Origin of the sequence: Thorsellia anophelis DSM 18579, assembly GCF_900111395.1 — a bacterium.
GTDB classification, from domain to species: Bacteria; Pseudomonadota; Gammaproteobacteria; order Enterobacterales; family Thorselliaceae; genus Thorsellia; species Thorsellia anophelis.
This window is the reverse complement of the sequence record NZ_FOHV01000001.1, coordinates 104,229-128,793: the sequence shown is the minus strand read 5'-3', so window position 1 is coordinate 128,793 and position 24,565 is coordinate 104,229. Positions and strand designations below refer to the sequence as shown.

16 protein-coding genes and 1 pseudogene are annotated in these 24,565 nt (G+C 35.5%); 5 read left to right on the top strand and 12 right to left on the bottom strand.

The features are described 5' to 3' along the window. Positions 1-154 precede the first annotated feature (154 nt). The 4 genes from BMW37_RS00550 to BMW37_RS00535 form a co-directional block, all read right to left on the bottom strand. Complete coding sequence (locus tag BMW37_RS00550) at positions 155-1,219, bottom strand: hypothetical protein (RefSeq protein WP_093316609.1); 1,065 nt, start codon at positions 1,217-1,219, stop codon at positions 155-157. Positions 1,220-1,285: 66 nt separating this feature from the next. Continuing rightward, positions 1,286-2,386: a hypothetical protein gene (locus BMW37_RS00545; RefSeq protein ID WP_093316606.1), complete on the bottom strand. Its 1,101-nt coding sequence runs from the start codon at positions 2,384-2,386 to the stop codon at positions 1,286-1,288. 64 nt (positions 2,387-2,450) lie between these two features. After that, positions 2,451-3,677: a hypothetical protein gene (locus BMW37_RS00540; RefSeq protein ID WP_093316603.1), complete on the bottom strand. Its 1,227-nt coding sequence runs from the start codon at positions 3,675-3,677 to the stop codon at positions 2,451-2,453. After that, positions 3,677-6,307 carry an inverse autotransporter beta domain-containing protein gene (locus BMW37_RS00535; RefSeq protein ID WP_177168545.1) on the bottom strand — a complete coding sequence of 877 codons (2,631 nt, stop codon included), beginning with the start codon at positions 6,305-6,307 and terminating at the stop codon, positions 3,677-3,679. Before BMW37_RS00535 ends, BMW37_RS00540 begins: the two co-directional genes overlap by 1 nt. Before the next feature lie 970 nt (positions 6,308-7,277). On the opposite strand from BMW37_RS00535, the pseudogene BMW37_RS00530 reads away from it, so the two are divergent. After that, positions 7,278-7,385, top strand: a pseudogene (locus BMW37_RS00530) (IS200/IS605 family transposase); the annotation flags it as partial. Positions 7,386-7,963: 578 nt separating this feature from the next. On the opposite strand, the gene yihI reads toward BMW37_RS00530, so the two are convergent. After that, complete coding sequence (yihI, locus tag BMW37_RS00525) at positions 7,964-8,560, bottom strand: Der GTPase-activating protein YihI (RefSeq protein ID WP_093316597.1); 597 nt, start codon at positions 8,558-8,560, stop codon at positions 7,964-7,966. Positions 8,561-9,088: 528 nt separating this feature from the next. Here yihI and adhE point away from each other — a divergent pair. Further along, positions 9,089-11,767, top strand: a complete 2,679-nt coding sequence (adhE, locus tag BMW37_RS00520; protein WP_093316594.1) for a bifunctional acetaldehyde-CoA/alcohol dehydrogenase — start codon at positions 9,089-9,091, stop codon at positions 11,765-11,767. A gap of 63 nt (positions 11,768-11,830) precedes the next feature. Here the strand turns inward: adhE and yecR are convergent, their stop codons facing one another. Then, positions 11,831-12,154, bottom strand: a complete 324-nt coding sequence (yecR, locus tag BMW37_RS00515; protein WP_093316591.1) for a YecR family lipoprotein — start codon at positions 12,152-12,154, stop codon at positions 11,831-11,833. Positions 12,155-12,593: 439 nt separating this feature from the next. Here yecR and pyrE point away from each other — a divergent pair, with 439 nt between their 5' ends. Continuing rightward, positions 12,594-13,235, top strand: a complete 642-nt coding sequence (pyrE, locus tag BMW37_RS00510; RefSeq protein WP_093316588.1) for an orotate phosphoribosyltransferase — start codon at positions 12,594-12,596, stop codon at positions 13,233-13,235. A gap of 5 nt (positions 13,236-13,240) precedes the next feature. After that, positions 13,241-13,477 (top strand): YheV family putative zinc ribbon protein, encoded by a 237-nt coding sequence (locus BMW37_RS00505; protein WP_093316585.1) that lies wholly within the window; start codon positions 13,241-13,243, stop codon positions 13,475-13,477. 56 nt (positions 13,478-13,533) lie between these two features. On the opposite strand, the gene BMW37_RS00500 is transcribed toward BMW37_RS00505, so the two are convergent. The 4 genes from BMW37_RS00500 to BMW37_RS00485 all read right to left on the bottom strand — a co-directional run bounded on the left by BMW37_RS00500 (position 13,534) and on the right by BMW37_RS00485 (position 18,340). Next, entirely contained in the window at positions 13,534-14,106 is a 573-nt protein-coding gene (locus BMW37_RS00500) for a UbiX family flavin prenyltransferase (RefSeq protein ID WP_093316582.1), read from the bottom strand. Between the two features lie 8 nt (positions 14,107-14,114). Then, entirely contained in the window at positions 14,115-14,849 is a 735-nt protein-coding gene (gene rlmB / locus BMW37_RS00495; RefSeq protein WP_093316580.1) for a 23S rRNA (guanosine(2251)-2'-O)-methyltransferase RlmB, read from the bottom strand. Between the two features lie 106 nt (positions 14,850-14,955). Continuing rightward, the gene (rnr, locus tag BMW37_RS00490; protein WP_093316577.1) at positions 14,956-17,433 is read right to left on the bottom strand and encodes a ribonuclease R; all 2,478 of its coding nucleotides are present in this window, start codon (positions 17,431-17,433) and stop codon (positions 14,956-14,958) included. Between the two features lie 253 nt (positions 17,434-17,686). Further along, entirely contained in the window at positions 17,687-18,340 is a 654-nt protein-coding gene (locus BMW37_RS00485; protein ID WP_093316575.1) for a LuxR C-terminal-related transcriptional regulator, read from the bottom strand. Between the two features lie 329 nt (positions 18,341-18,669). Between BMW37_RS00485 and pckA the strand changes: the two genes are divergently transcribed. Further along, positions 18,670-20,292, top strand: a complete 1,623-nt coding sequence (gene pckA, locus BMW37_RS00480) for a phosphoenolpyruvate carboxykinase (ATP) (RefSeq protein ID WP_093316572.1) — start codon at positions 18,670-18,672, stop codon at positions 20,290-20,292. 60 nt (positions 20,293-20,352) lie between these two features. Here the strand turns inward: pckA and plsB are convergent, their stop codons facing one another. Both plsB and pyk read right to left on the bottom strand, forming a co-directional pair. Then, the gene (plsB, locus tag BMW37_RS00475; RefSeq protein WP_093316940.1) at positions 20,353-22,809 is read right to left on the bottom strand and encodes a glycerol-3-phosphate 1-O-acyltransferase PlsB; all 2,457 of its coding nucleotides are present in this window, start codon (positions 22,807-22,809) and stop codon (positions 20,353-20,355) included. A gap of 169 nt (positions 22,810-22,978) precedes the next feature. Beyond that, on the bottom strand, positions 22,979-24,421 hold the full coding sequence (pyk, locus tag BMW37_RS00470; protein ID WP_093316570.1) for a pyruvate kinase: 1,443 nt from the start codon (positions 24,419-24,421) through the stop codon (positions 22,979-22,981). Positions 24,422-24,565: the final 144 nt, after the last annotated feature.

Genomic DNA, 24,565 nt, shown 5'->3' with positions numbered 1-24,565 from the left:
GGATATATAAGGCGAAATCGATAAATAAAAAAACAAATACTCTATTTTCTAACAAGATGTTACACTTGTATAACTTAAAAATTACCAAAAAAAATGCCCTTCTAGATTACTCCAAAAGGACATTTTATTATCTTATTAATTTACTTATCTGTGACTATTGTTCATCATTATACGTGAAATTGACTTGTAAACTTAATCCTTGCTGTGAAAAATTTGGAGGCGTCGCTTTTAAAATATCATTAGCATCATCATTAGTCACTTGCGTTTTGAATGCAAAGCTTCCAAGTCCCTCACCTGCGTCGTTGATTTTATTTTCACCATTGTAAAAATCCCATACAATCGATTCTTGTTCTGCAGGTGTTAACCCTCTGAATCCTGTTTCTTCTTGGTCAGTATAAATACGAATATCTACAACATATTGAGTATTAACTGTTGGTTCTTCTGTTAATAAAATATCAACATCAGGAGTATAAACACCATTACCATCTACATCTTCATAAATCAAAGCAGCGTATGATTTACTGCCATCAATTGTGTTACCACCACCATCTGGATTTGGTCCATTATTTTCAGGATCGAGTCCATTACCACCTGGTAAATCAGGATTAGATTCACCTGGTCCTGGCATACCTGGTTTTTGATCTGGGTTTGTATTACTCCAGAAAAAATTAATATCAGCAGCATATAGTGCCTGCCCTTGAACTGGATCACCAAACTCCGTTTCAGGTGTAATACTAAATGCAATTCTTGAGCCACCAATGTTACCTGGAATTTGAAGCGCTTTTGATGTGGAAATGCTTGGTACGCTTATATAGTTAGCTTCATTAATTTTAGTCGCATCAATATGATCCCATGAAGTGACAGCAATTCCTTCTCCGCTTTCATCAGCCCATTTATATCCCTCTTTAGGCTTTGCTGACCACCACACAACACTATATTCTCCAGCTATCAATTGCGGATCGGTATCTCTATCAAGCAAGTTAAAAAATTGACTACCTTTATCATCTGTCGGTATTGCAATAACATCACCAACTTGAATATCACCAGGTTCACCTGTAATAATTGTTGTACCCACTGAGTCTAATGAAGGATAGTATCCTTTAATTGATTTTGTTTTAGCAGAACTTGCATTAATAGGTTCAGCAAAGACAAATGTAGATGACAACATGGTAGCTATACTCAATGCAATAGCTAACGGTTTAAAATAAGTTCTTTTCATATTATTTCCTTAACTTTAATATTGTGCGTATTGATTATTAGAACCAATACGCTTTGTAATTATGAGTTATTCTGCCACTTCATCTGCATCAAATGAGAATGAAATTGAAATGGTTGTTCCTTGCTCTGAATAGTGGTCTGGCAAAGATTGCATTGTTGGATGAGCATCACTATTACTTGTTTGTGTCATAAATGCATAAGTATCTGAAACCCTATTTGAGCCATCATTTAAGGCATAAGATACAGTTTCATCACCGTTCGTTATATGCCATTGGATAGTTTGTTTTTCATGTTCTTCAAGTTCTCTCAACACAGGCTCACCATCAACTTCAGTAACAATTTGAATGTCAGCTATATAAGTTGTATCTACGGTTGGATGATCTGTTAACAATTCATCTACGCCTAAATCCAAGATACCATTTCCATTTCTATCTATGTAAATACGGACAATTGCATCACCGATTTCACTGCCTCCGATTTCACCACCACCACCGCCTTCATTTGGTCCTTCAGGGTTACCACCATCTCCAGGAGGATTTGGATTTTCTGGATTTTCTGTTCCAGGATCAGGATTACCTGGTGTTTGATCTGGATTAGTATTTCCCCAGAAGAAATTTAGATCTGGTGCATATAATGCGCTACCCTTTGCAGGATCACCAAAATCTGTTTCTGGCGTCATACTAAATGCAATCCTTTGATTAGGCTTAACTGGTGGTACCCTTAACGCTTTAGATGTTGAGACTTGAGGAATATCAAGATAGGTTGCTGGATTGATTAACTCCGCATCAACATGCGACCAATTCGTTACGTTAGTCCCAACGCCGGTAGTATCATCAGACCATTTATATCCCTCTTTTGGTGTTACTTTCCACCAAGCTAAATCATAATTTTTTCCACTATTAGGCAATAAAGCTGGATCCCCATCACGATCAAGCTGGGCAAAAAATTGCTCATCAAACACATCTGATGGAACAGCAACAATATCACCAACCCTTAAACCTGAAGTCTCACCCGCAATTATCGTTGAACCGACTGAATCGAATGAAGGGTAGTAACCTTTTATCGTTTTTTCAACAACAAATGTATGCTCCTTAGCAAAAGCTGTTGATGAAAAAAATATAGATACTAGTGATACAGATAAAGCCGTTTTCAAAAATTTATTTTTCATATTTTCCTTCCATGAATTAATAACAAACTAATAACAAACTAAACATATAAGAAAATTCCTTTTCTTACTTACTCAAAAAAGATACTCCAATAAAATACCCTTGCTCACTATAATTAGGACCTTTTGATCGTAATTTATCAGAAGCGTCCAAATTACTTCTTTGTGTGAAAAATTCACTATATTCCAACTCTCCTAATTCGTTAAAATGATGCTGGACTCTTTTCCCACCTTCATCAAACAAATCTGTTTCCGTATAAGTTTCTGAGATAAAACACTCTAACTTTTCTCTGTCTTGCGGATTTTGGATATCACAACTACTTCCTTCAACAGGTTTAAATAGACGCCACACTAATTGGCTGTCAATCAAATCTTCCCGTCTGAGTTTCTTTCCATTTAGCTCTACATCTGCTGCTGTATAACGATTATTTACTGTAAAATAATTTTCAATTGGTTTTCCTTCATCATCCAAAATATTAACAGTGAAGCTCCCATCTTCAACATCACAATCTTCTGGATTAGCTGGTAATATATTGATTTCTTTTATAAAACTATGCCCATTTGGTATCGTTAATCCTGGCATCAGAATACCTGGAGAAAGTGGATTAGGATTAGGTACACTTACCTGTAATTCAATAAACTTAATTGGTAAATCATGAGGCTCATTAATATCGCTCACTTCAAAATACCCAGGGATTTCAGCCATTCTTAGATAGTAAGCTCGACTGAAATCTTTAACTTGCAATGGATGCGAAGATGTATCCGGAGAAGAATCTAAAGGTGTATAAGGTCTTATATCATATGATAATACACCACCTTCAACCGGTACTATATTGCTATCATCCAAGGCATCCTTAACATACTTTGGTATAGTGATTACCGTTTGATCAACTCTTGAATCCGGATCTATACCTAAGCTACGCTTATCAACTTGAATTCGCTCACCTGATGCAGATTCAAACCACCAAGTAATCGAGTTTTGGGTGCCTTCGCGATTATTTTCCATAAAAGGTCGATCCCAATCTCCATCTACATCCAAAACTTGATAGTGAACTTTTGCTTTAGAGCACACACGTAATTCACCATCTAAGTTATTTACAGTGATAGCAGTTCTTATGCCAGGCGCATATCCTAGTAGCTCTCCAGTTGCCCCACTGCTTATCTGATAAGCTTGGTCTAAATTTGCATAAGCAGTCAAAGTAGTTAACGTTGAAATAGTAAATGTCAGTATACAAGCCCTAGATATACATCCTAATTTCATATTTTGATGCAATCTTTTCATCATATATTTCATTATTTCCACTCTCCTGCTCTGCGATTTTCTACGGCAGCAACACGCTCTTCTCTTGTATTTCCTCTAAATCCTATATAACCATCTTCAGCGTAGAAAAAACCATCTTTTTGACCAAAACAAATCCTATCTCGCCCTTGTTTAGCATTTGATGGGTCTTGTATTTGTTTATAATTAATTTTGGCAATTAATGCTAACTGCTGCTCATTTTTGTATAACTCATCTTTTCCTTCTGATAACAATGCACCAAAGGCAAGATCATTATTTTCATAATTAGTAATCTGCGTTGCATAAACTGGATATCCATTACATCTAGACAAAACAGCATTCTCTGAATCTCTAATTTCTAATCCAGATTCTGGATCGACATATGCCCATTCAATGCTGTGTTCCACCATTCCTGTAACATCAGTCAGTTCTCCAGTCGTTGAATCAGGATGTCTTAACACCACCTCATAATAACTATTCGTATATACTGGCTCAGGACTTTGATAATTAAACGCTCTACTGTCCTTAATACCACTTCTTGAAACAAGAAGTGGTGGTCCTTCATAGCTTGAACCGGGTCCTTGTACTTGATAAATTTCAAAAATAAGTTCTTCTGGGTTTAGAATGCTTGGTTCTGATTTTACGAACTGAGCTGATACAACGTTACTACTAATTATTTCCAAATTATGGCGATCGGATTTAGCAATGAATTCAATCTTTTCATCTTCAAAGCGTTCATCAGCAATAATGTGAAATCTCCAATATTCATATTGAGTTGCATCTCTAAATTTACTCAGTGCATAATAAATTCCATCAGCCCTATTTAACTCTCTAAAATCATCACTCGTACCTTGCTTACGCCATAGCAATTTTGGATCGGGAATATCTACTGGGCCATTTGAATCTTTTGTAATAAAATCTAATTGCAACTTTTTATCAAAAGCAAGTCCTAGAATTTCCTCTTCACTAATTGAAATATCGCTTACAATTTCAGCACGATCAATATCATCTTTCCAAACTAAATAAGAGGAGGACTCAATACCAACATTCAACTCTATCGCATTAGAAGTAGCAACATAGCCTCTTTCAGTTTTAACTTGGAGAGCAATGCTGTATGTCCCTGGTAAATTTGGTGAAAATACAAAAGTCCGTCCAGTATTACCTTCATTCGCTCTAGGTTCTTTTTTAGTGCCAATAGGAGTGACAACAATCCATTGAAACTCACTTACCTCAGCTCTACTTTGTACGCTAGATGTAAACTGAACTGTTTGGTTTAATTTAGCACTAGAAGGCCCATCAATTATGACTTCAAAATCTTCCTGCCTATACTCAAATACAATGTCATAATTTCTATCAACAATATCGTATCTACTACCTTTTAAACTTCTTGCTAATGCAACATTACGAGGATCCAGCTGCTGTTCGATTGGAGTTCCTAACTGTAAATTCACAGTCATCCCAAACCGAGTATCATCCATGCCATTTTTGCCAATTTTATGAGACAAATCAGCTGTAACTAATGGAATAGGGGTATAATCCAACCCAAAAGTCAACGCATGAGGATCTTTTTGCCTATCCTGAGTGCTAAATAAAGCTACTTCATCTCCAAAATACTTTTCAAAAACTAATGACCCGCCTAAATGTGGATAACTAGGCAAATAGCTTTGAGCTCTTATGTCAAAGCCTCTTGCTGGTCTTTCATCATAAATTAATGATTCATAATTTTTTAATACTTCTGACTCTTTCCAATCTGATAAAGGAGTATAAAAATTTGTAGACAGTTTTAGATAATCCATCCAAAACTCACCACCTATACCTAATCGAGTATTCGAACCACTAAAATCATGATCAATAAATGCATTTGATCCTAATAACCAATCAGAAGTTTCATATCGATACCCAAGGCCAAAATTACCAACGACTCTTTTATCGTTTCCTGACCCTTGTTCGTGAACTCCAACTTGACTGAACCATAAATTTTCATTCTCATCATAAAGTGGTGTTAAAACCCTTAATGAACCAGACTGTAACTTACCATCCTTATCTATAGAAACATTAACTTCCGCTTTACCAAATTTACCTAAAAAATCCGACGCCTGTTTATTAACTTGTCTATTCACTTCAGATTGGACTTGATTAATAATATAGTCTTCAGTTTTTTGCTGTAAGGCTTTACTGGATAAATTACTCCAATCTTCTGTTGCTGCGCTTTGAGCAAAGCGAGCTAAATTCTCGTCTGAATCTCCAGCCATGTACTGTGCCATTGGAGTTTGATTAAGTACGACATCAATTGTTGAGTCATCTAGCTGGCTATTTAAACTCGGTAACCCAACTACATTATTAGTACTTTCTTGTATATTCCTATGAGTATTTTGAGAAACAGGTAATTTTATAATTTGCCCAGTTTCTAATTGAGAAATATGAATAAACTCATTATCATTAAGCTCATTAAATTCTGATAACGTCATATTATGTTCTAAAACAATCTCTAATATTGAAGTTGGTCTTTCAATTTCATATAAAATAAAATCGTTTTCTGTTGAAAAATGATTATCTCTATTTTTAAGTTCTTCAGCATTCGCATAACTGCTGAAAACAATAATCATTGCTAACATTAGAGAACTTTTAATTTTTTTATTTTTCATTTCATATCTCATATCTATTTAAATCAAATTTATCCAACTCTTGTTTTGAATTAATATTATCATGTCAAAAGAAAACATCATTAGCTCGATAACTTATTCACTCAGGACATATAAAATAAAACTTTCATCTGCATAAATAACAATTACATATTAATAGTTCAGCCTAATACCTTTTCAATCAAAAATGTTTTTTATATTTATCTTTTTTGTTTTACTCAATCATTTTATTATATTTATATTTTTTTTAATTGCTTGAGATAGATAAAATATTTACCAAAAATGCATTAAATAACAAATAGATATTTTAACCCTTATATTTTTTAAACAATTAGTTGTAACAGAATATTTTTAACGTAATGATAGCGTTAAGATTATTTACACAGATATAAAAAACAAAATAAGAGTTTTAAATTATCATCTGTAAAAATTATCTAAACAACTAACAATTAAAAGTAATATTCATTTTTTTAAAATTACCTCTCTAATTAAAAAATTTACATATCTTTTATTAATAGGAATATGTAATCTGTATAAATAAAGATTATCATCAACTGCCTAGTGCTTAAAATTGAATAGACGCTCAGAAGTTATTGTGATAATCCATCTCCTATAAGCAATTCTTGTCTCTATTCTAATTTACTACTTTACCTACTAAGGAGTCTAAATAAGTGAGCCTTATCCTTAATATAGAATGATTGCTTAAACAAATAATATGAATAAATATTTACGTTAATCAGTTCATTATAATATGATATCGGGGGAAACAAATTTATAAACTGGAAACTCTTAAGCGGTTATTAATGGACTTATTAAAAAACCATAATTCTAACCCATTGAAAAATAAATCATAAAATTTCAACTCGAACATTTACCTCAAAAAAACATAGTCTGTATATTAAGGCGAGAGAATAGCGAGTACGTTTTTCGTAAATGTATAGACGTATTAATATGTGATTCAAAACACAGTATTAAGGAATATTTAAGAGGTTGTTTGTGGTCGCCTTCTTATTTTGCAGGGAATTGTGGTGGCTCTATTATCAAGCAATATATAGAACAACAAAGAACACAACAAAAATAACGACTACGTCGTTATGCCTTATATCCCCATCCTTACTAGGCGGGAATATAAGGCGAAATGAATAAATAACATGCTGCGGTAATTCGTTGCAAACACTCAATGAAGAACTAGTACACTAAGACGATTGTTGAAACATTAAGATCTCAAACTAGCGAATAGAATAATCCATCTTACGGCATGATAGATGCAACTAGCAACTTAAATGGCACCCTTAATATTTATAATAAAGGCATTTCATAATTAAACCCAGTTAGATAACCATTTCTAACTATGGAATCTGAGTAAGTTCCAATACTATCGAGGAATGAGTGGTTAAAAATAAAAGACACTGCCCGAAAAGGACAATAAAAAGTAGAGGTATTTTTTAACACGCTAAATTTGTAATCCCACAAAAATTCATCATTATCTGATACTGAGCTAAACCTATATAAGAATCAGGATAAACTTTGGTATTACGAATGGGCTGGAACATCGGCTATTCAAAAGTAATTGGTAAAAATGATTTCATTCATTTTTACCAAAAAAATGCTGTAGCCAATACGCAAGAATAAACTTAATAATGACAGAAATATAGATAATTAACTTTTAAGAATACGTAACAAGTCATTATCTAACTTAGCGTCAAGTAAATCATCACTAGGATTAATTTGCTCTTCAGTATCTTCTTCCGGATCAACTTCTATTCCTAAGATCTCATAGAGCTCTGAAATTCGCCCTAATGTTTCATCAACAAATGTCAATTCTTTGTCAGTTAGAGATTCACCTGCATCCAACAACTCAAGATAACGCTCTAATTTGACTGAAGATTCTAGCTTTACTAGTTCCTTATTCAATGCTATTTTAGTTTTAACATCTAATTCATTTGACTGATTAGACACATCTATACCATCTAAACTACGGGGAGTACTTTCTTGTAAATTGGCATACTGAGAAAGATCCACTTTAACTTTGCTTCCGAGCCTTGGATCAGCTGACGTTTTACCACCTTTTTGCTGAGCTGATTTTTTCTCTTCATGGAATCTGCTACCTGCAGGATTTCCTTTTCTATTTTTTAATTTTTTCAGCTTACGAGCTTCTTCATTAAGTTCAGCTCTTGTTTTTCGATTTTTGCTATTTTTTGATTTTCCACGGCTTTTATTTCCGTTACTACTTATTTTTTTTTCGATAGGTTTCATAATATTCTCTAACTTATTTTACTCATTATATTTCTCATGAAATGCTAGCTGCGTTAAAATCTATACCACACTGATTTCATTCATTTTTGAAGTTACATTTTGATTCTAGGCCATAAAGATAAAACTGTGAATTAAACACCCTAGTACATTATAGACGTTATTTAAATAGAAACATGATTATTTTGTCATTAAAATACTATATTTTGTCAATACATGAGCTTAGGGTTAGAAAGCTTTAGGTGAAACTGAATTAGCTTTGCAATTCTTAATTTGTGAAACCTATTATTCAACAAAAAAACTCATATCAACATGAGAACCTAGTGTTTTCACATATTTAGTTAAAAACCACAAGTAATTGATTAAAATCAAATTAAATTAAAAAATCCAACATAAGTGCGTATCTATTGTTTAACAATTACTCAATATATGATTTATATCATGTCATCAAAAAAACACATCTCTTATTCTAGCTCTATAAATGTGATCGCATCACAAAAGTTTTATTAACATTAAACTAAGGAGATGACTATGACAGTCAAAAATTTAAAAGATCTCGATCTTTTACTTGATAGAGTTAGAAAAGCTCAGCAAATTTATGCTAATTTCTCACAAGAGCAAGTCGATAAAATATTTAGAGCTGCCGCCTTAGCAGCAGCTGATGCGAGAATCCCCCTAGCTAAACTCGCTGTGGAAGAATCTGGCATGGGGATTGTTGAAGACAAAGTTATTAAAAATCACTTTGCTTCCGAGTATATTTATAATGCTTATAAAGATGAAAAAACCTGTGGTATATTAGAAGTTGATGATGTTTTTGGCACAATGACTATAGCCGAACCTACAGGGATTATCTGTGGTATTGTTCCGACAACTAATCCAACTTCTACAGCAATTTTTAAAGCACTCATCAGTCTAAAAACCCGTAATGGAATTGTCTTCTCGCCTCATCCTAGAGCTAAAAATGCAACAAATACTGCTGCTAAAATTGTGCTAGATGCTGCAGTTGCAGCAGGCGCCCCTAAAGATATTATCGCATGGTTAGATGAACCTACTTCTGAACTATCTCAACAGTTAATGAAACACCCAGAAATTAATCTAATCCTTGCAACAGGTGGTCCAGGAATGGTTAAGGCAGCTTATAGCTCAGGAAAACCAGCAATTGGAGTAGGTGCAGGTAACACGCCAGTGGTTGTCGATGAAACAGCTGATATAAAAAGAATGGTTGCATCTATTTTGATGTCAAAAACATTTGATAACGGTGTTATTTGTGCCTCTGAACAAGCTGTCATTGTTGTAGAGGAAATCTATGATGCGGTACGTCAACGTTTTGAAACTCATGGTGGTTATTGGTTAACTGGTAAAGAATTAACAGCAGTTCAAAATACAATTCTTAAAGATGGCAACCTGAATGCTGCAATTGTTGGTCAATCAGCAATCAAAATCGCAGAAATGGCAGGCATTAAAGTGCCAAGTACGACTAAAATACTCATTGGTGAAGTGACTAAAGCAGATCATGGTGAACCGTTTGCTCATGAAAAATTATCACCAACACTTGCATTTTACAAAGCAAAAGATTTTGCTGATGCAGTCGACATAGCTGAAAAATTAGTCATTCTTGGTGGCATCGGTCATACGTCATGCTTGTACACGGATCAAGATAATCAACAAGAGCGTATTAATCTTTTTGGCAATAGAATGAAAACAGCTCGTATTCTCATCAATACACCAACATCACAAGGTGGAATTGGCGATTTATACAACTTCAAACTTGCGCCTTCTTTAACTCTAGGGTGTGGTTCATGGGGTGGTAACTCAATTTCTGAAAATGTCGGACCTAAACATCTCATCAACAAAAAAACTGTCGCAAAAAGGGCTGAAAATATGTTATGGCATAAGCTTCCTAAATCAATTTATTTTCGTCGTGGTTCACTTCCTATCGCACTTGAAGAAGTCGCAAATGAGGGTGCTAAACGTGCCTTTATAGTTACAGATAGATTCTTATTTAATAATGGCTATACGGATTTAGTTGTTGAAATATTCAAATCTCATGGCATTGAAACTGATGTATTTTTTGAGGTAGAAGCAGATCCAACGTTAGGCATTGTACGCAAAGGTGCTGAACAAATGAATAGTTTCAAACCCGATGTCATTATTGCATTAGGCGGTGGTTCACCGATGGATGCAGCTAAAATCATGTGGGTCATGTATGAACATCCAAATACAGCATTTGAAGACTTAGCGTTACGTTTTATGGATATCCGTAAACGTATTCATAAGTTTCCGAAAATGGGAGATAAAGCAAAATTCATTGCTATTCCAACAACATCTGGCACAGGTTCAGAAGTCACACCTTTTGCAGTTGTCACAGATGATAAGACCGGTCAAAAATATCCATTAGCTGACTATGCAATCACACCAGACATGGCTATTGTCGATCCTAATCTTGTCATGCAAATGCCACCTTCACTCTGTGCTCACGGTGGTATCGATGCAATCACCCATGCCATGGAAGCGTATGTATCAGTTCTAGCAAATGAATTTTCTGATGGACAAGCTCTACAAGCTCTGAAACTACTCAAAGAGTACTTACCTGCAAGTTATAAAGAAGGTGCTAAAAACCCAATAGCTCGTGAGCGCGTACATAATGCAGCCACTTTAGCAGGGGTCGCTTTTGCAAATGCCTTTTTAGGGGTGTGTCACTCTATGGCTCATAAATTAGGATCTGAATTCCATTTGCCACATGGCTTATCAAATGCACTACTTATCTGTAATGTTGTTAGATATAACGCTAATGATAATCCAACCAAACAAACCGCTTTTAGCCAATACGATCGTCCGCAAGCACGTCGACGCTATGCCGAAATTGCAGATCATCTTGAACTAACCCAACCAGGTGACAGAACCGCCCAAAAAATTGAGCGCCTCTTAAACTGGCTGGAAGAAATTAAAGCTGAACTTGATATTCCTAAGTCAATCAAAGAAGCAGGTATTCAAGAAGCTGATTTCTTAGCAAAAGTTGATAAGCTTTCTGAAGATGCATTTGATGACCAGTGTACAGGTGCTAACCCACGTTATCCATTGATCTCTGAGTTAAAACAAATTTTACTCGATAGTTTCCATGGTAAAGCTTTTAGCGAGCAGCAGCCTGAACATGAAGTTATTGATATTTCAGATAATATTCAAGCAAAGAAAAAATCGACCCGTAAATAAGCAATTTAGTGCTTAATTCATACAAAACTCCATCAGAAACTGATGGAGTTTTGTCTTTTTAAGTTAATTAATGCACTGGTAAGTATAGGTAATTCTATACGCAAAGCACCCTCCAGGATCAGTTCCTGGCGCTATACATTTCTCTTCTTTACCAGAAAATGGCATAGCATCACTATAACCCCAACTCTTGCATCTTTCTCTCACTTGATTGAGTGTCTCTTCTTTATCAATTTTAACATCACCTAAAATATTTAATAAATTAGCCTCATAACCCAATTTGATTGTACCATCTGACTTACTCCCTCCAACAGTATCTAAATGCGTCACGCTTTCACATCCAGTTAAATTAACAACCACGATAAATAATATCAATATTATTTTTTTCATAAAATTTCCTTATCAAATGAAAATAGTTAAATGATAATAATCACTATAGTAAATTACTCAAATATAGCTGTTTCACGCAATAAGTATATCTCAAACAACTATACTTAAAAGTCAATATACACAAACAGTTACGCTGAAATTAATTTTGAAAAAAATATTATTAACTTATTTGCACAAATTTATTTTAAATTAAAGAAGTGTATAATGATGTATAAATGCTATGATATATAATGCTCAAATATCATGTTACTGATAGCGACTAAGTGGATAAAATTTAACGAGTAGGTATTACTAAAGATACGCCTAATGGCTAAAAATCTATTTGATTACATCAATAAAACACCTATTTTAATATGAATACAAACAGGAGAGTAAGAGGCTGCACTGAGGGGAGAAATCAATTTCTTAGCCTAATTAAAATGCCAATTGCGTTAGTAAGATGAAAGATTACAAAGTTAAATTTATTGAATTTGCACTAAATAAACAAGTTTTAAAGTTTGGATCATTTAAGCTAAAATCTGGTAGAGTTAGCCCGTATTTTTTCAATGCTGGACTATTCAATTCCGGAGCTGATTTAGCCCAGCTTGGTAGGTTTTATGCAGCAGCACTTGAAGATTCAGGTATAGAATATGATTTACTATTTGGTCCTGCTTATAAAGGTATTCCTATTGCAAGTGCAACAGCCATATCATTATACAATGATTATCAAAAAGATATTCCTTATTGCTTTAATAGAAAAGAAGCAAAAGATCATGGGGAAGGTGGTTTGCTAGTCGGAAGTCAACTTTCAGGTAAGGTGATGCTAGTAGACGATGTGATAACTGCTGGAACTGCAATACGTGAATCGATGGAAATTATTAACCAAGCTAATGCCACTCTTTCTGGTGTCCTCATATCCCTTAATAGACAAGAACGAGGAAAATCTTCACTTTCAGCTATAGAAGAAGTAGAGCGGGATTATCAATGCCGAGTGATATCGATCATTACATTATTAGACGTAATAGAATATCTCAAACAAAATAAAGAAATGTCAACATACCTCGATGCTATCGAAGCTTATCACTCAACTTATGGTGTTTAGGGTAAATGAATATTATTGAATCTAAAAAACGCTTTATTGCAGGGGCTGCTTGCCCTAATTGTAAGGCATTAGACACATTAAGACTTTGGCAGCATCAAGAATTTGATATTAATCATCGATTGATCTACGAAACGGAAATTGTTGAATGTGTTGAATGCCTACACACACAAACGCAAGTCATTAAGGATACACCTGAATCGGTCTCCCCTAACCAACTTATTGGTCAATTTAAATTAGACTAAGTACTAAAACCCAATCAAACAAGAAGTTAATGAAAGAGTTTTACGACGGGTTTAAACTAAGCGCCCTGCCAACGCTTAAATAAATCGGTGGGCAATTCAATATCTAATTGATCGAGAATTCTATTAACCGTTTGTAGAATCACCTCATCTAATGTCACTGGCCTGTGATAAAAAGCTGGCATAGGAGGCATAATAATTGCACCAAGCTGAGCGGCGCTAGATAATAAACTCAAATGACCGGCATGCAAAGGCGTTTCTCGTACACACAATACTAACCTACGGCGCTCTTTTAAAATCACATCCGCTGCCCTTGTTAATAAATTATCGCTGTAGCTATGAACAATCCCTGAAAGGGTTTTAATAGAACAAGGCAAAATCACCATTCCATCTGTTTTAAATGAACCCGATGATATGCTTGCTGCAATATCACGCACATCATATTGGGTATGAGCTAATTCTTGTACGGATTTGGCTGTATAATCGGTTTCAAGTGCGATTGTCTGCCTAGCGGCATTGCTTAATATTAAGTGAGTTTCGACAAAATCGCATTTCTTTAGCACCTCTAGCAAACGAATACCATAAATCGCACCGCTTGCCCCTGACATACCAACGATAAGCTTTTTTTTCATAATTCTAGTTAACCTAAACGTTGTCTTAATGCTTCAAATAAACAGATACCCGTTGCAACAGAAACATTAAGAGAAGAAACCGTTCCTGCCATAGGGATAGTTAATAATTCATCACAATGCTCTCTAGTTAAGCGTCTCATACCATCACCTTCTGCTCCCATGACAATAGCAATTGGGCCAGTTAGCTTAGCTTGATAAATCGTTTTCTCAACCTCTCCCGCCGTACCAACAATCCAAATCTGTTCTTCTTGTAACATTCTAAGGGTACGAGCCAAGTTAGTTACTCTAACTAAGGGAATGGTTTCACCCGCACCGCAAGCAACTTTTTTAGCAATTGCATTAAGAGGTGCAGATCTATCTTTTGGGACAATAACTGCATTCACACCTGCTGCATCAGCACTACGCAGGCAAGCTCCTAAATTGTGAGGATCAGTGATACCATCAAGTATCAATAATAGAGGATTATTTACCCCTTTGAGTAAATCAAGTAAGTCATGTTCATTCCATTGCTTTCCTTCTTTGACTCTAGCAATGATACCTTGATGTACTGCACCATCTGATTTTTTATCTAGCGTCTGCTTATTTGCTTCTTGAATAACCACGCCTAAATTAGCAAGATTTTTTAACACAGGATCTAATCGCTTATCTTCTCGACCTTTAGCGACAAACACTTCAATAATCCGATGAGGCTCACGCGCTAAAATTGATTCAATTGCGTGAATACCGTAAATCATTTCACTCATAATTATTCCAAAACTTAAAAATGTGATAAGAACAGGGCGCTACGCTAGCAGTTATCGTAATCATAACGCCCTGTGAAATGTGAACAAACATTGTATAAGAAAGAAGCTAATCTTTTTGCTTACGACCTGAGGATTTTTTCACCTCTTTTTTTCCTGAAGGCTTGGAGCTCTCTTTTTTGGTAGTCGCTTTCTTATTCGTTTTTGTTTTTGGTGTGTTTGTCTTTTTTGACGCAGCTTTATTTTTTTTACCCTCTGATTTAAAAACTTCGTTAGGTTCAAAATTAGGATCAGCCGCTAATTTTTTAGCGCTTGTCGCTTTGCCAGCAGAGCGCCTATCCGTTGCTTGAGCGCTTTTTTTAATACGATCTTTCTCTGTCTTACCAGGATTACGTTTACTTCTAGTCGAGGAAATAAGCGTAAACTCAATCCTACGTTCATCCATATTAACTGATTCAACTTTAACTTCAACTGTATCACCTAATCGATAAACTGTCCCTGCATTTTCTCCAACCAATTTTTGTCCTACAGGATCATGCTGATAATAATCATTATCTAATGTAGCAACATGAACGAGTCCATCAATAAATAAGTCGTTTAAACGCACAAAAAAACCAAATGCCGTCACAGCCGAAATAATGCCCGTAAACACTTCACCGACATGATCACGCATAAAATCACATTTAAGCCAGTCTGCCACCTCTCGGGTTGCTTCATCAGCACGCCTTTCGGTCATTGAGCAATGCTCACCTAATAATAAAAATTCATCAAGCGTACCATGATATCCTCCTGTCGCGCTGGCTTTATCTGCATTACCATTTTCTTTAGCAACAAGATATTTAATAGCGCGGTGCAATGATAAGTCAGGATAACGTCTAATTGGAGAAGTAAAATGTGCATATGATTCAAGTGCCAATCCAAAGTGACCTCGATTATCTGGATCATAGACAGCTTGCTTCATTGATCTTAATAGCATAGTTTGAAGCATCTCATGATCCGGTCTATCTGCGATTGCATCCATCACATCGGCGTAATCTTTAGGTGTTGGTTTATTACCACCTTGCATAGTAATACCAAGCTCAGATAAAACACTTCTGACATTCGCTAAACGCTCATCACTTGGCGTGTCATGTACTCGATAAAGAGCAGGTTCTTTCGCCTTACCTACAAATCTTGCCGCAGCAATATTAGCTAAAATCATACACTCTTCAATAAGTTTATGTGCATCATTACGAACAGCAGCTTCAACACGCTCAATGCGTTTCTCAGCATTAAAAATAAATTTAGGCTCATCCGTTTCAAAACTAATACCACCACGTTCTTCACGAGCCTTATCGAGCGTTTTATATAAATTATGTAATTCTTCAATAGGAGTGATGATTGCTTTGTATTGCTGACGTAAAGTCTCATCACCTTGCAAAATCTCCCAAACTTTTGTATACGTCATGCGAGCATGTGAACTCATGACCGCTTCATAAAATTTATACCCTGAGAGTTTACCTTGCGCCGAAATAGTCATTTCTGCCACCATACACAATCTATCAACTTGTGGATTAAGTGAACATAATCCATTAGACAGTACTTCTGGTAGCATAGGAACAACTTGTGATGGGAAATAAACAGAGGTACCACGACTCCTCGCTTCTTTATCTAAAGCCGTGCCTGGTCTGACATAATAACTCACATCTGCGATAGCCACCCAAAGACGCCACCCGCCCCCTTTTTTCTTTTCACAAAAAACAGCATCATCAAAATCACGAGCATCTTCGCCATCTATCGTAATCAGTGGTAATTGTCGTAAGTCCACTCGATTTGCTTTGGCTTTTTCAGGTACGTGTTCTTTAATACCTTCTAGTTCTTTTAAAACTTGAGCTGACCAAACATGCGGGATATCATGAGTTCTAAGGGCGATATCAACAGCCATACTTGTACCCATTTTTTCGCCAAGTACTTCGGTAATCTTACCAATCGCTTTAGAACTGCGTGTTGAACGATGTGTAATTTCAACCACTACCATATGTCCCATTCTTGCACCCCCAACTTGTCCGTCAGGGATAAGAATGTCAAAATGTAACCTACTATCATCTGGCACGACAAATCCGATGCCTGCTTCAGTGAAATAACGACCAACAATCTGTCCTGTTCTAGGGGTCAATACCCTAACAATTCGGACTTCTTTACGGCCTTTACGGTCTTCTCCCATTGGTTGAGCTAATACAATATCACCATGCATGGTTAGTCGCATTTGTTCATTCGAAAGGTAATAATCTGACTTTAAACCTTCCACTCTTAAAAAACCATATCCATCTCTATGGCCTATTACAGTACCACGAACCATATCGATTTTATCTGGTAGGGCATAACATTTGCGGCGAGTAAAAATTAATTGTCCATCTCTCTCCATAGCGCGCAGTCTGCGCCTTAACCCTTCAATTTCTTCTTCAGTTTTTAATTCTAAGGCAATCTCAAGTTCTTCACGCGTGGCAGGTTTTTTGCGTTTTTCTAATAAATCTAAAATATATTCTCTACTTGGAATAGGTGACTCATATTTTTGAGCCTCTCTTTCAAAAAATGGATCATTTGACATCTTGTTTTCCTTTTTGATTATCATATATTGCGTATTTAAAGTAATAAATTCACTACTTGCAGTATAACCAATTAACAGGGCAATAAAAGTATTTTACGCACGATTTATCATTTTTCTGGAAAATTTTGCAATATTTTTACCAAAAATAAATAAATTAGCTCAATACATGAAAAAATATGATCGCATGATTACATTCAATTGTTTGAAATTTTGAAAAAATATACTTTACTTGTCATTTATTGTTTAATGTACATCACACATAAGGATGTGATGACGATAAGTGATAGGCCTCTGCTAAATAATAAGTTTTAATAATTTGCGCTAAATTAGGCGCTTCTAATTTTTGAAAAATATTTGCTCTATGGGTTTCTATCGTTCTTGGAGAAATAAAGAGTTGGCTGGCAATTTCCTTATTCGTTTTACCTTGTACTAAATGGCACAAAACATCTTTTTCTCGTGTTGATAATTTTTGTAGTATCGCTTGCCAGCGGCGTTGGTAAGCAAAATAGTCACAATTTCGCTCGTAGTGAAGAATTGCCTCATTAATTGAATCAACCCATTGTGATGGTGAGCTATGAGTAGTTAAAAATTCAAAAGCACCAAGCTTAAATACTTGTCTGCATAAGTCTGCTGTGGCTTTTTCACTTATGACGATAACCGGCATTAATCTATGATTTAATTTTAGCCACTCTAATGCATTAATATAATTAATAGAAGATTCTACTTGAATGATTAAACAGGATAGTTTTTCAATTAAGCTCGTTTTCTTTAAAGAACATAATTTAACTGCTTGCATATCTGTATAGGTTTGAAATTGCCATTGATTTTTTGATGCAAAAGGACTCAATAGTGTTATTACAGTGTTATGACCATCGACAATTCCTATAAAATTATTTTTAATCATCATATACAATAAAACCCTTCCTTAGGTAAGTTAAAACAATGTAAAATTAACTATATATATTCAATTTAAATCAACATCTTACAAATAAAAGCAATAGCATAATAACTCGTAATTTTTATTTTGCAAGCCAATATCATGAACTCTTTACCCTATTAAAAACCTCAATAAACTTAATTGTTAATTTGCGCTATGTAATCATCATAAAAAAGATACTTTTTTGTTAAATTCGTGATCAATGTTAAAGTAAAATTGTTTAATATCTTACACACTGCTAACGCTTATTTTTTAATCTACCTCACACTCATTTAACAACAAAAATTTAAGGATATTTTATGACACCTCAATCTTTGGATAAGATTAAATCTGCTTTAGCTCAATTAGGCATTACTCAAACTATAGATATAGCCTACAACCCAAGTTACGAACAACTCTTCATTGATGAAACAGCGACACATCTTCAAGGCTATGAAAAAGCTGTGTTAACAGAGCTTGATGCAGTCAACGTTGATACGGGTATCTTTACAGGTAGATCTCCCAAAGATAAATACATTGTTGATGATGAGCTGACACATGATACTTTTTGGTGGTCTACACAAGGTAAAAATGATAATAAGCCCATCAAACAAGAAACTTGGCATGCTATGAAAAATGCAGTAATTAAGCAACTTAACCATAAGAAACTCTATATTGTTGATTGCTTCTGCGGCGCTAATCCAGATACCAGGCTCTCAGTACGAGTCATTACTGAAGTCGCTTGGCAAGCTCATTTTGTCAAAAATATGTTCATTAGACCCTCTGATAAGGAATTAGAAGAGTTCACACCAGGCTTTACTGTTCTAAATGCCGCTAAAACAACTTTTACAGACTGGCAAAAACATAAACTACACTCCGAAAACTTTATTGCTTTTAACATTACTGAGCGCATGCAATTGATTGGAGGGACTTGGTATGGTGGGGAGATGAAAAAAGGCCTTTTTTCAATGATGAACTATTTCTTACCATTAAAAGGGATAGCATCTATGCATTGCTCAGCTAATGTTGGTAAAGAAAAAGGAGATGTCGCACTATTTTTTGGCCTATCTGGTACAGGAAAAACTACGCTTTCAACAGATTCAAAACGATTACTTATCGGTGATGATGAGCACGGATGGGATGATGACGGCGTCTTCAACTTTGAAGGCGGTTGCTACGCAAAAACCATTAAATTATCAAAAGAAGCTGAACCTGATATTTTTAATGCAATTAGGCGAGATGCATTATTAGAAAATGTTGTTGTAGACTCAAATGGTAAAATTGATTTTAATGATGCAAGCAAAACAGAAAATACACGCGTATCTTATCCTATTTATCACATTGAAAATATTGTTAAGCCAAGCTCACGAGCAGGTCATGCAAAAAAGGTAATATTCTTAACGGCTGATGCTTTCGGAGTCCTTCCTCCTGTATCGAAGTTAACACCTGAACAAACTCAATATCATTTTTTATCTGGCTTTACTGCAAAATTAGCTGGAACAGAACGCGGAATTACCCAACCAACGCCAACATTCTCATCTTGTTTTGGCGCAGCATTTTTAAGTTTGCATCCAACAGTATATGCAAAAACATTGGTTAATAGGATGAACAATGCCAATGCAACGGCTTATTTAGTGAATACGGGATGGGATGGTACAGGTAAGAGAATCTCGCTTAAGGTCACACGAGCAATCATTGATGCTATTTTAAGCGGAGAATTAGATGAATCTGAGGATGAAGTTTTACCAATTTTTAATTTAAAAATACCAAAATCTCTTGAAGGTATAGAGAGTAAACTACTTGACCCAAGGCTTAGCTATGACAATCCTAATAAATGGAGCGAAAATGCTAAAATGCTTGGAAACCTCTTTATCCAAAACTTTAATGCCTTTACCGACACTGATGAAGGTAAAGCATTAGTCAATGCAGGACCTAAACTATAATATAGGATATACCCCCTTTAGACTACACTAAAACGGGGTATATTTAAAATTACGTCCCACTTAATGTAAATCAACCATACCAATTTCTTCTTCAGGCGGTTCTTCGTCGACACTTTCTATAGTTGCAATAATCTCAGGAGAAATGAGTTCACCTAAAATATCATAGACAGCTTGAGTGTTTTGGACAATTGCATCGCCATAATCATTAATATAGTTTAACTTTCTAAGTGTATTAACTAATGTACTGAATACTTCCTTATCAAAGAATTCCGGTGCATTAATGCCATGCAAGATAGAAAGTCTTTGCGCAGCTAAACGGCTACTTTTCTCTAATTCATTACGACTAATTTGAGGATCATTAGTGAGTAACGACATCGTAATCGCAAAACGTTGAAGCGTTTCTCTAGAACTGGCTGCAAATAATTGCAATGCCCTAATTCTGGGTAGATGCAAAGAAGAGTGATTATTATCTGGGTTAAGTTTTATCAGACGTTGACGGCTCAACTCTTTTAAAATTGATTGAATGTGCGAGGATAACTCTGATTCTTGTTGAGATAAAAATAACTCAGCCTTAAGCAAAGGGAATAACAGGGTGATTTTTTCTAATAACCGTTGAAATTCAATATTTTTATGATGCAAAATAATGCTCGCAACTAAACTTGGCAGTGCAAATAAATGTTGAATATTATTTCTATAATAAGTCATTAAGACCGCCTGCTCCCTAGGCAAAACAATAATTTTACCCAGGCTGTCTTCTTCAATCACAAATTTTTGCATCGAAATGGCATGCTCGAGCAAAATAGCAGGTGATTCTGTTGGAATCGTCATATCCTTATGATAAGGAACATGTTTGAAAAAATCGATATAAACTGCAATTTGTTCAATTAATTGATCTTGAGCAAGTGCCCTTTGCCTTGATGCTAATAAAGCTGTCACACAAAGATTCATTGCATTAAGTGCAGCGGCATTATTCACACTCACCATAATTCTATCAGCTATAGAAGTGGATACTGGAGTTAACCAAGAAGGTCTTGGCGCATCAAGCGGATCAATATAATCTCTCCAATCAGGTGCTTGTTGATTTAAATAATTGACAAGACTAATTGGTTCTCCAAAATTCACATAACCTTGCCCTAAATTACGCAGCTTTCTAAGACCACTTAACATTGACCAAAACCCTTCCTTAACTTTTGTGGCTCCTCTCAATTCTCGAGCATAAGTGTTCACTTCCATAACATGCTCATATCCAATGTAAACTGGAATGATTGTGATAGGCCTTGAACCGCCCCTGAGCATAGCTTGTATCGTCATTGCAAGCGTGCCTGTCTTAGGATTTAAAAGTCTACCTGTGCGCGATCGTCCACCTTCTATAAAGTACTCAACAGAATAACCACGAGCAAATAATTCACCTAAATACTCACGAAAAACGGTCGAATAGAGTTTATTACCTTTGAAGGTTCTACGGATGAAAAATGCGCCTAATCGCCTAAAAATTGGACCTGCAGGCCAAAAATTCAGATTAATTCCTGCTGCAATATGTGGCAACATCAGCCCTTGATGATAGAGTACATACGACAATAAAAGGTAATCCATATGACTTCTATGGCTTGGAGCATACACAATACTATGACCTTCATGTGCTAATTGTCTTATCCTTTCTGCATTATGAACATTGATACCTTGATATAATCTATTCCAAGTCCATCTCAATACCCTATCTGTTATTCTTGCCATTTCATAGGAAAAATCAGCTGCAATTTCCTCTAACATATCATGAGCAGATTTTCTTGCTTTTTCTATACTGATTTTTTTCTGTTTAGCTTCATCTTCAATCGCTTTTTCAATTGCTTTTGAGGCAAGCAATTTATCAAACATGGCTTTTCTTAAAGGTAGTCTTGGCCCAACTGTTGCCATTTTTTGCCTAGCAAAATGCATTCTTGCGACTCTTGCTAATTTTTCAGCAATTACTTCATCTGTTCCATGCTCATCGGCCATATTGCGTAAAGAAACAGTTTTTGAGAATCTAACGAAACTGTCTCTTCCTAGCCAAATAGTTGCAAAAAACTTTTGAAATCCATTTAATTTCCTAAGTGTTGGTGTAGGTTTCGCGCCTTCTCGACCAGGAGAACGACCAAATAATACAGATACGGGCAACATCTGCACATCTAATTCGCTAAATTCATTATGTAATGAGAGGTAAGCATGAAAAATTTTAGCTGATTGGTTTTTGCTATCAGTTGGAATGAGATTGAGTCCATTTGTAATAAATACAAACCTAGGAAGTATCTGATCCTCTATTTGGTTGTTTTCAAGTGGATCGGGTAATCCTAAAAATTTAGCGCGCTGCCTTAGTGCTAATAAGTCTGTTTTAGAATGGTAGGGTAAGACATATAATATTGGTTTAGATAAATCAATAGATAGTTCGCTAATAGGATTTTGTGGAATGGCTTTGCTTTTAACAAACCAGTTAACAGGTATATTTAATAATCGGTAAAAACTATATTTTTTACCTGTTATAGTTGAAGTTGTCAGTGTTGACATATAAAAGTACCACTAATATAGACTATTGTAAACGATAATTGTCTGCTGAAAAATAGAGATAATCAGCAGACATCAATAAAAATCTCATTTTACTAAAAAACATCAATAGCAGTGCGATGACTGCAAATTTAGTCAAAATTAACTGTTAAACTTGAATGATTCTAAGCGTATTTGTACTACCAATTTGACCCACCTGATCGCCTTGAGTAAATAATAATCTATCACCTAGTTTTATCACATTCAAACTCAATAAATGATTAATAACTGCTTTAGTCGCCTCTACCCCTAAGCCTTTGTTAGGATCATCAAATAAAATTGGCTGAACCCCCCGATATAATGCACAGCAGTTAAGCGTTTTTTCGTGTCGAGAAACTGCAAAAATAGGTAAGCCTGAACTGATTCGTGACATATAACGTGCTGTACTTCCTGATTCGGTTAAAGCAACAATTGCTGTAAGTTGATTTAAATGGTTAGCAGCATACATAGCAGACATCGCTAACATTTCTTCGATTGAATCAAATGTCATATCTAAACGATGCTTTGAAATATTAATACTAGGCACTTTTTCTGCGCCTAAACAGACATTTGCCATCGAAGTGACAGTTTCAATCGGGTAATCACCTGCCGCAGTTTCACCTGAAAGCATTACAGCATCTGAACCATCAAGCACTGCATTAGCTACATCCATAACCTCTGCACGGGTCGGCATCGGGCTACTTATCATCGATTCCATCATCTGAGTTGCAGTAATCACAATTTTATTCAACACTCGGGCGCGGCGAATCAACTCTTTTTGTATACCAACAAGAGATGCATCACCAATCTCAACGCCAAGATCGCCTCTGGCAACCATAATTACGTCAGCCGCATGAATGATATCGTCCATAGCTTCAACAGTCGCAACTGTCTCAGCACGCTCAACTTTCGCGACTATTTTGGTATCAAGCCCAGCTTCTTTTGCCAAACGACGAGCATAATGCAGATCTTCACCATTTCTTGGAAAAGAAACCGCTAGAAATTCAACCCCAATCTTAGCTGCGGTTAAAATGTCTTCTTTATCTTTATCTGTTAGAGCGGCTGCCGATAATCCGCCACCAAGCTTGTTAATGCCCTTATTATTAGATAAAAACCCGCCAACAGTCACCTCAGTATAAACCTTAGAGCCTTCAACTTTTAACACCTTAAGCTGAACACGCCCATCATCTAATAATAAAATATCATCTTTCACGACATCTTTAGGTAAATCTTCATAATCTACCCCAACTTGTTTGTCATCCCCTGCGCCTTTAGGTAATGCTGCGTCAAGTAAAAAGTTTTTACCTTTTTCTAAAAAAACCTTCGAGTCTTTGAATGTTGAAACTCTAATCTTAGGACCTTGTAAATCACCAAGGATACCAACATGCACCCCTAATTTTTTAGCTAATGAACGAACTTGATTAGCTCTTAAAATATGGTCTTCACTTTTACCATGCGAAAAATTTAACCTTACAACATTCGCTCCCGACTTGATAATACCTTCTAAGATACCTGGTTTATCTGTTGCAGGCCCTAAAGTGGTAACAATTTTAGTTCTTCTTAAACGCGACATTTATCAACTCCTTAATAGTAGATTAAAACTGACAGGTCTCCTTAATAAAAAAACAGGAATGTCAGTTTACTCATTGAAGCTAGGGGATAACGGCAACTTAACCAGTAAAAATTAGGCTAAGTTTTTATTAAAAATAATTCTATA

What these genes read in the sequence shown, in the direction of transcription:
- yecR (WP_093316591.1), bottom strand. Translation starts at nt 12,154, where the DNA reads ATGAAAAAAATAATATTGATATTATTTATCGTGGTTGTTAATTTAACT.
- rlmB (WP_093316580.1), bottom strand. Translation starts at nt 14,849, where the DNA reads ATGAGTGAAATGATTTACGGTATTCACGCAATTGAATCAATTTTAGCG.
- BMW37_RS00485 (WP_093316575.1), bottom strand. Translation starts at nt 18,340, where the DNA reads ATGATGATTAAAAATAATTTTATAGGAATTGTCGATGGTCATAACACT.
- BMW37_RS00535 (WP_177168545.1), bottom strand. Translation starts at nt 6,307, where the DNA reads ATGAAAAATAAAAAAATTAAAAGTTCTCTAATGTTAGCAATGATTATT.
- rnr (WP_093316577.1), bottom strand. Translation starts at nt 17,433, where the DNA reads ATGTCAAATGATCCATTTTTTGAAAGAGAGGCTCAAAAATATGAGTCA.
- BMW37_RS00550 (WP_093316609.1), bottom strand. Translation starts at nt 1,219, where the DNA reads ATGAAAAGAACTTATTTTAAACCGTTAGCTATTGCATTGAGTATAGCT.
- BMW37_RS00505 (WP_093316585.1), top strand. Translation starts at nt 13,241, where the DNA reads ATGAATATTATTGAATCTAAAAAACGCTTTATTGCAGGGGCTGCTTGC.
- pyrE (WP_093316588.1), top strand. Translation starts at nt 12,594, where the DNA reads ATGAAAGATTACAAAGTTAAATTTATTGAATTTGCACTAAATAAACAA.
- pckA (WP_093316572.1), top strand. Translation starts at nt 18,670, where the DNA reads ATGACACCTCAATCTTTGGATAAGATTAAATCTGCTTTAGCTCAATTA.
- BMW37_RS00540 (WP_093316603.1), bottom strand. Translation starts at nt 3,677, where the DNA reads ATGAAATATATGATGAAAAGATTGCATCAAAATATGAAATTAGGATGT.
- yihI (WP_093316597.1), bottom strand. Translation starts at nt 8,560, where the DNA reads ATGAAACCTATCGAAAAAAAAATAAGTAGTAACGGAAATAAAAGCCGT.
- adhE (WP_093316594.1), top strand. Translation starts at nt 9,089, where the DNA reads ATGACAGTCAAAAATTTAAAAGATCTCGATCTTTTACTTGATAGAGTT.
- BMW37_RS00545 (WP_093316606.1), bottom strand. Translation starts at nt 2,386, where the DNA reads ATGAAAAATAAATTTTTGAAAACGGCTTTATCTGTATCACTAGTATCT.
- pyk (WP_093316570.1), bottom strand. Translation starts at nt 24,421, where the DNA reads ATGTCGCGTTTAAGAAGAACTAAAATTGTTACCACTTTAGGGCCTGCA.
- BMW37_RS00500 (WP_093316582.1), bottom strand. Translation starts at nt 14,106, where the DNA reads ATGAAAAAAAAGCTTATCGTTGGTATGTCAGGGGCAAGCGGTGCGATT.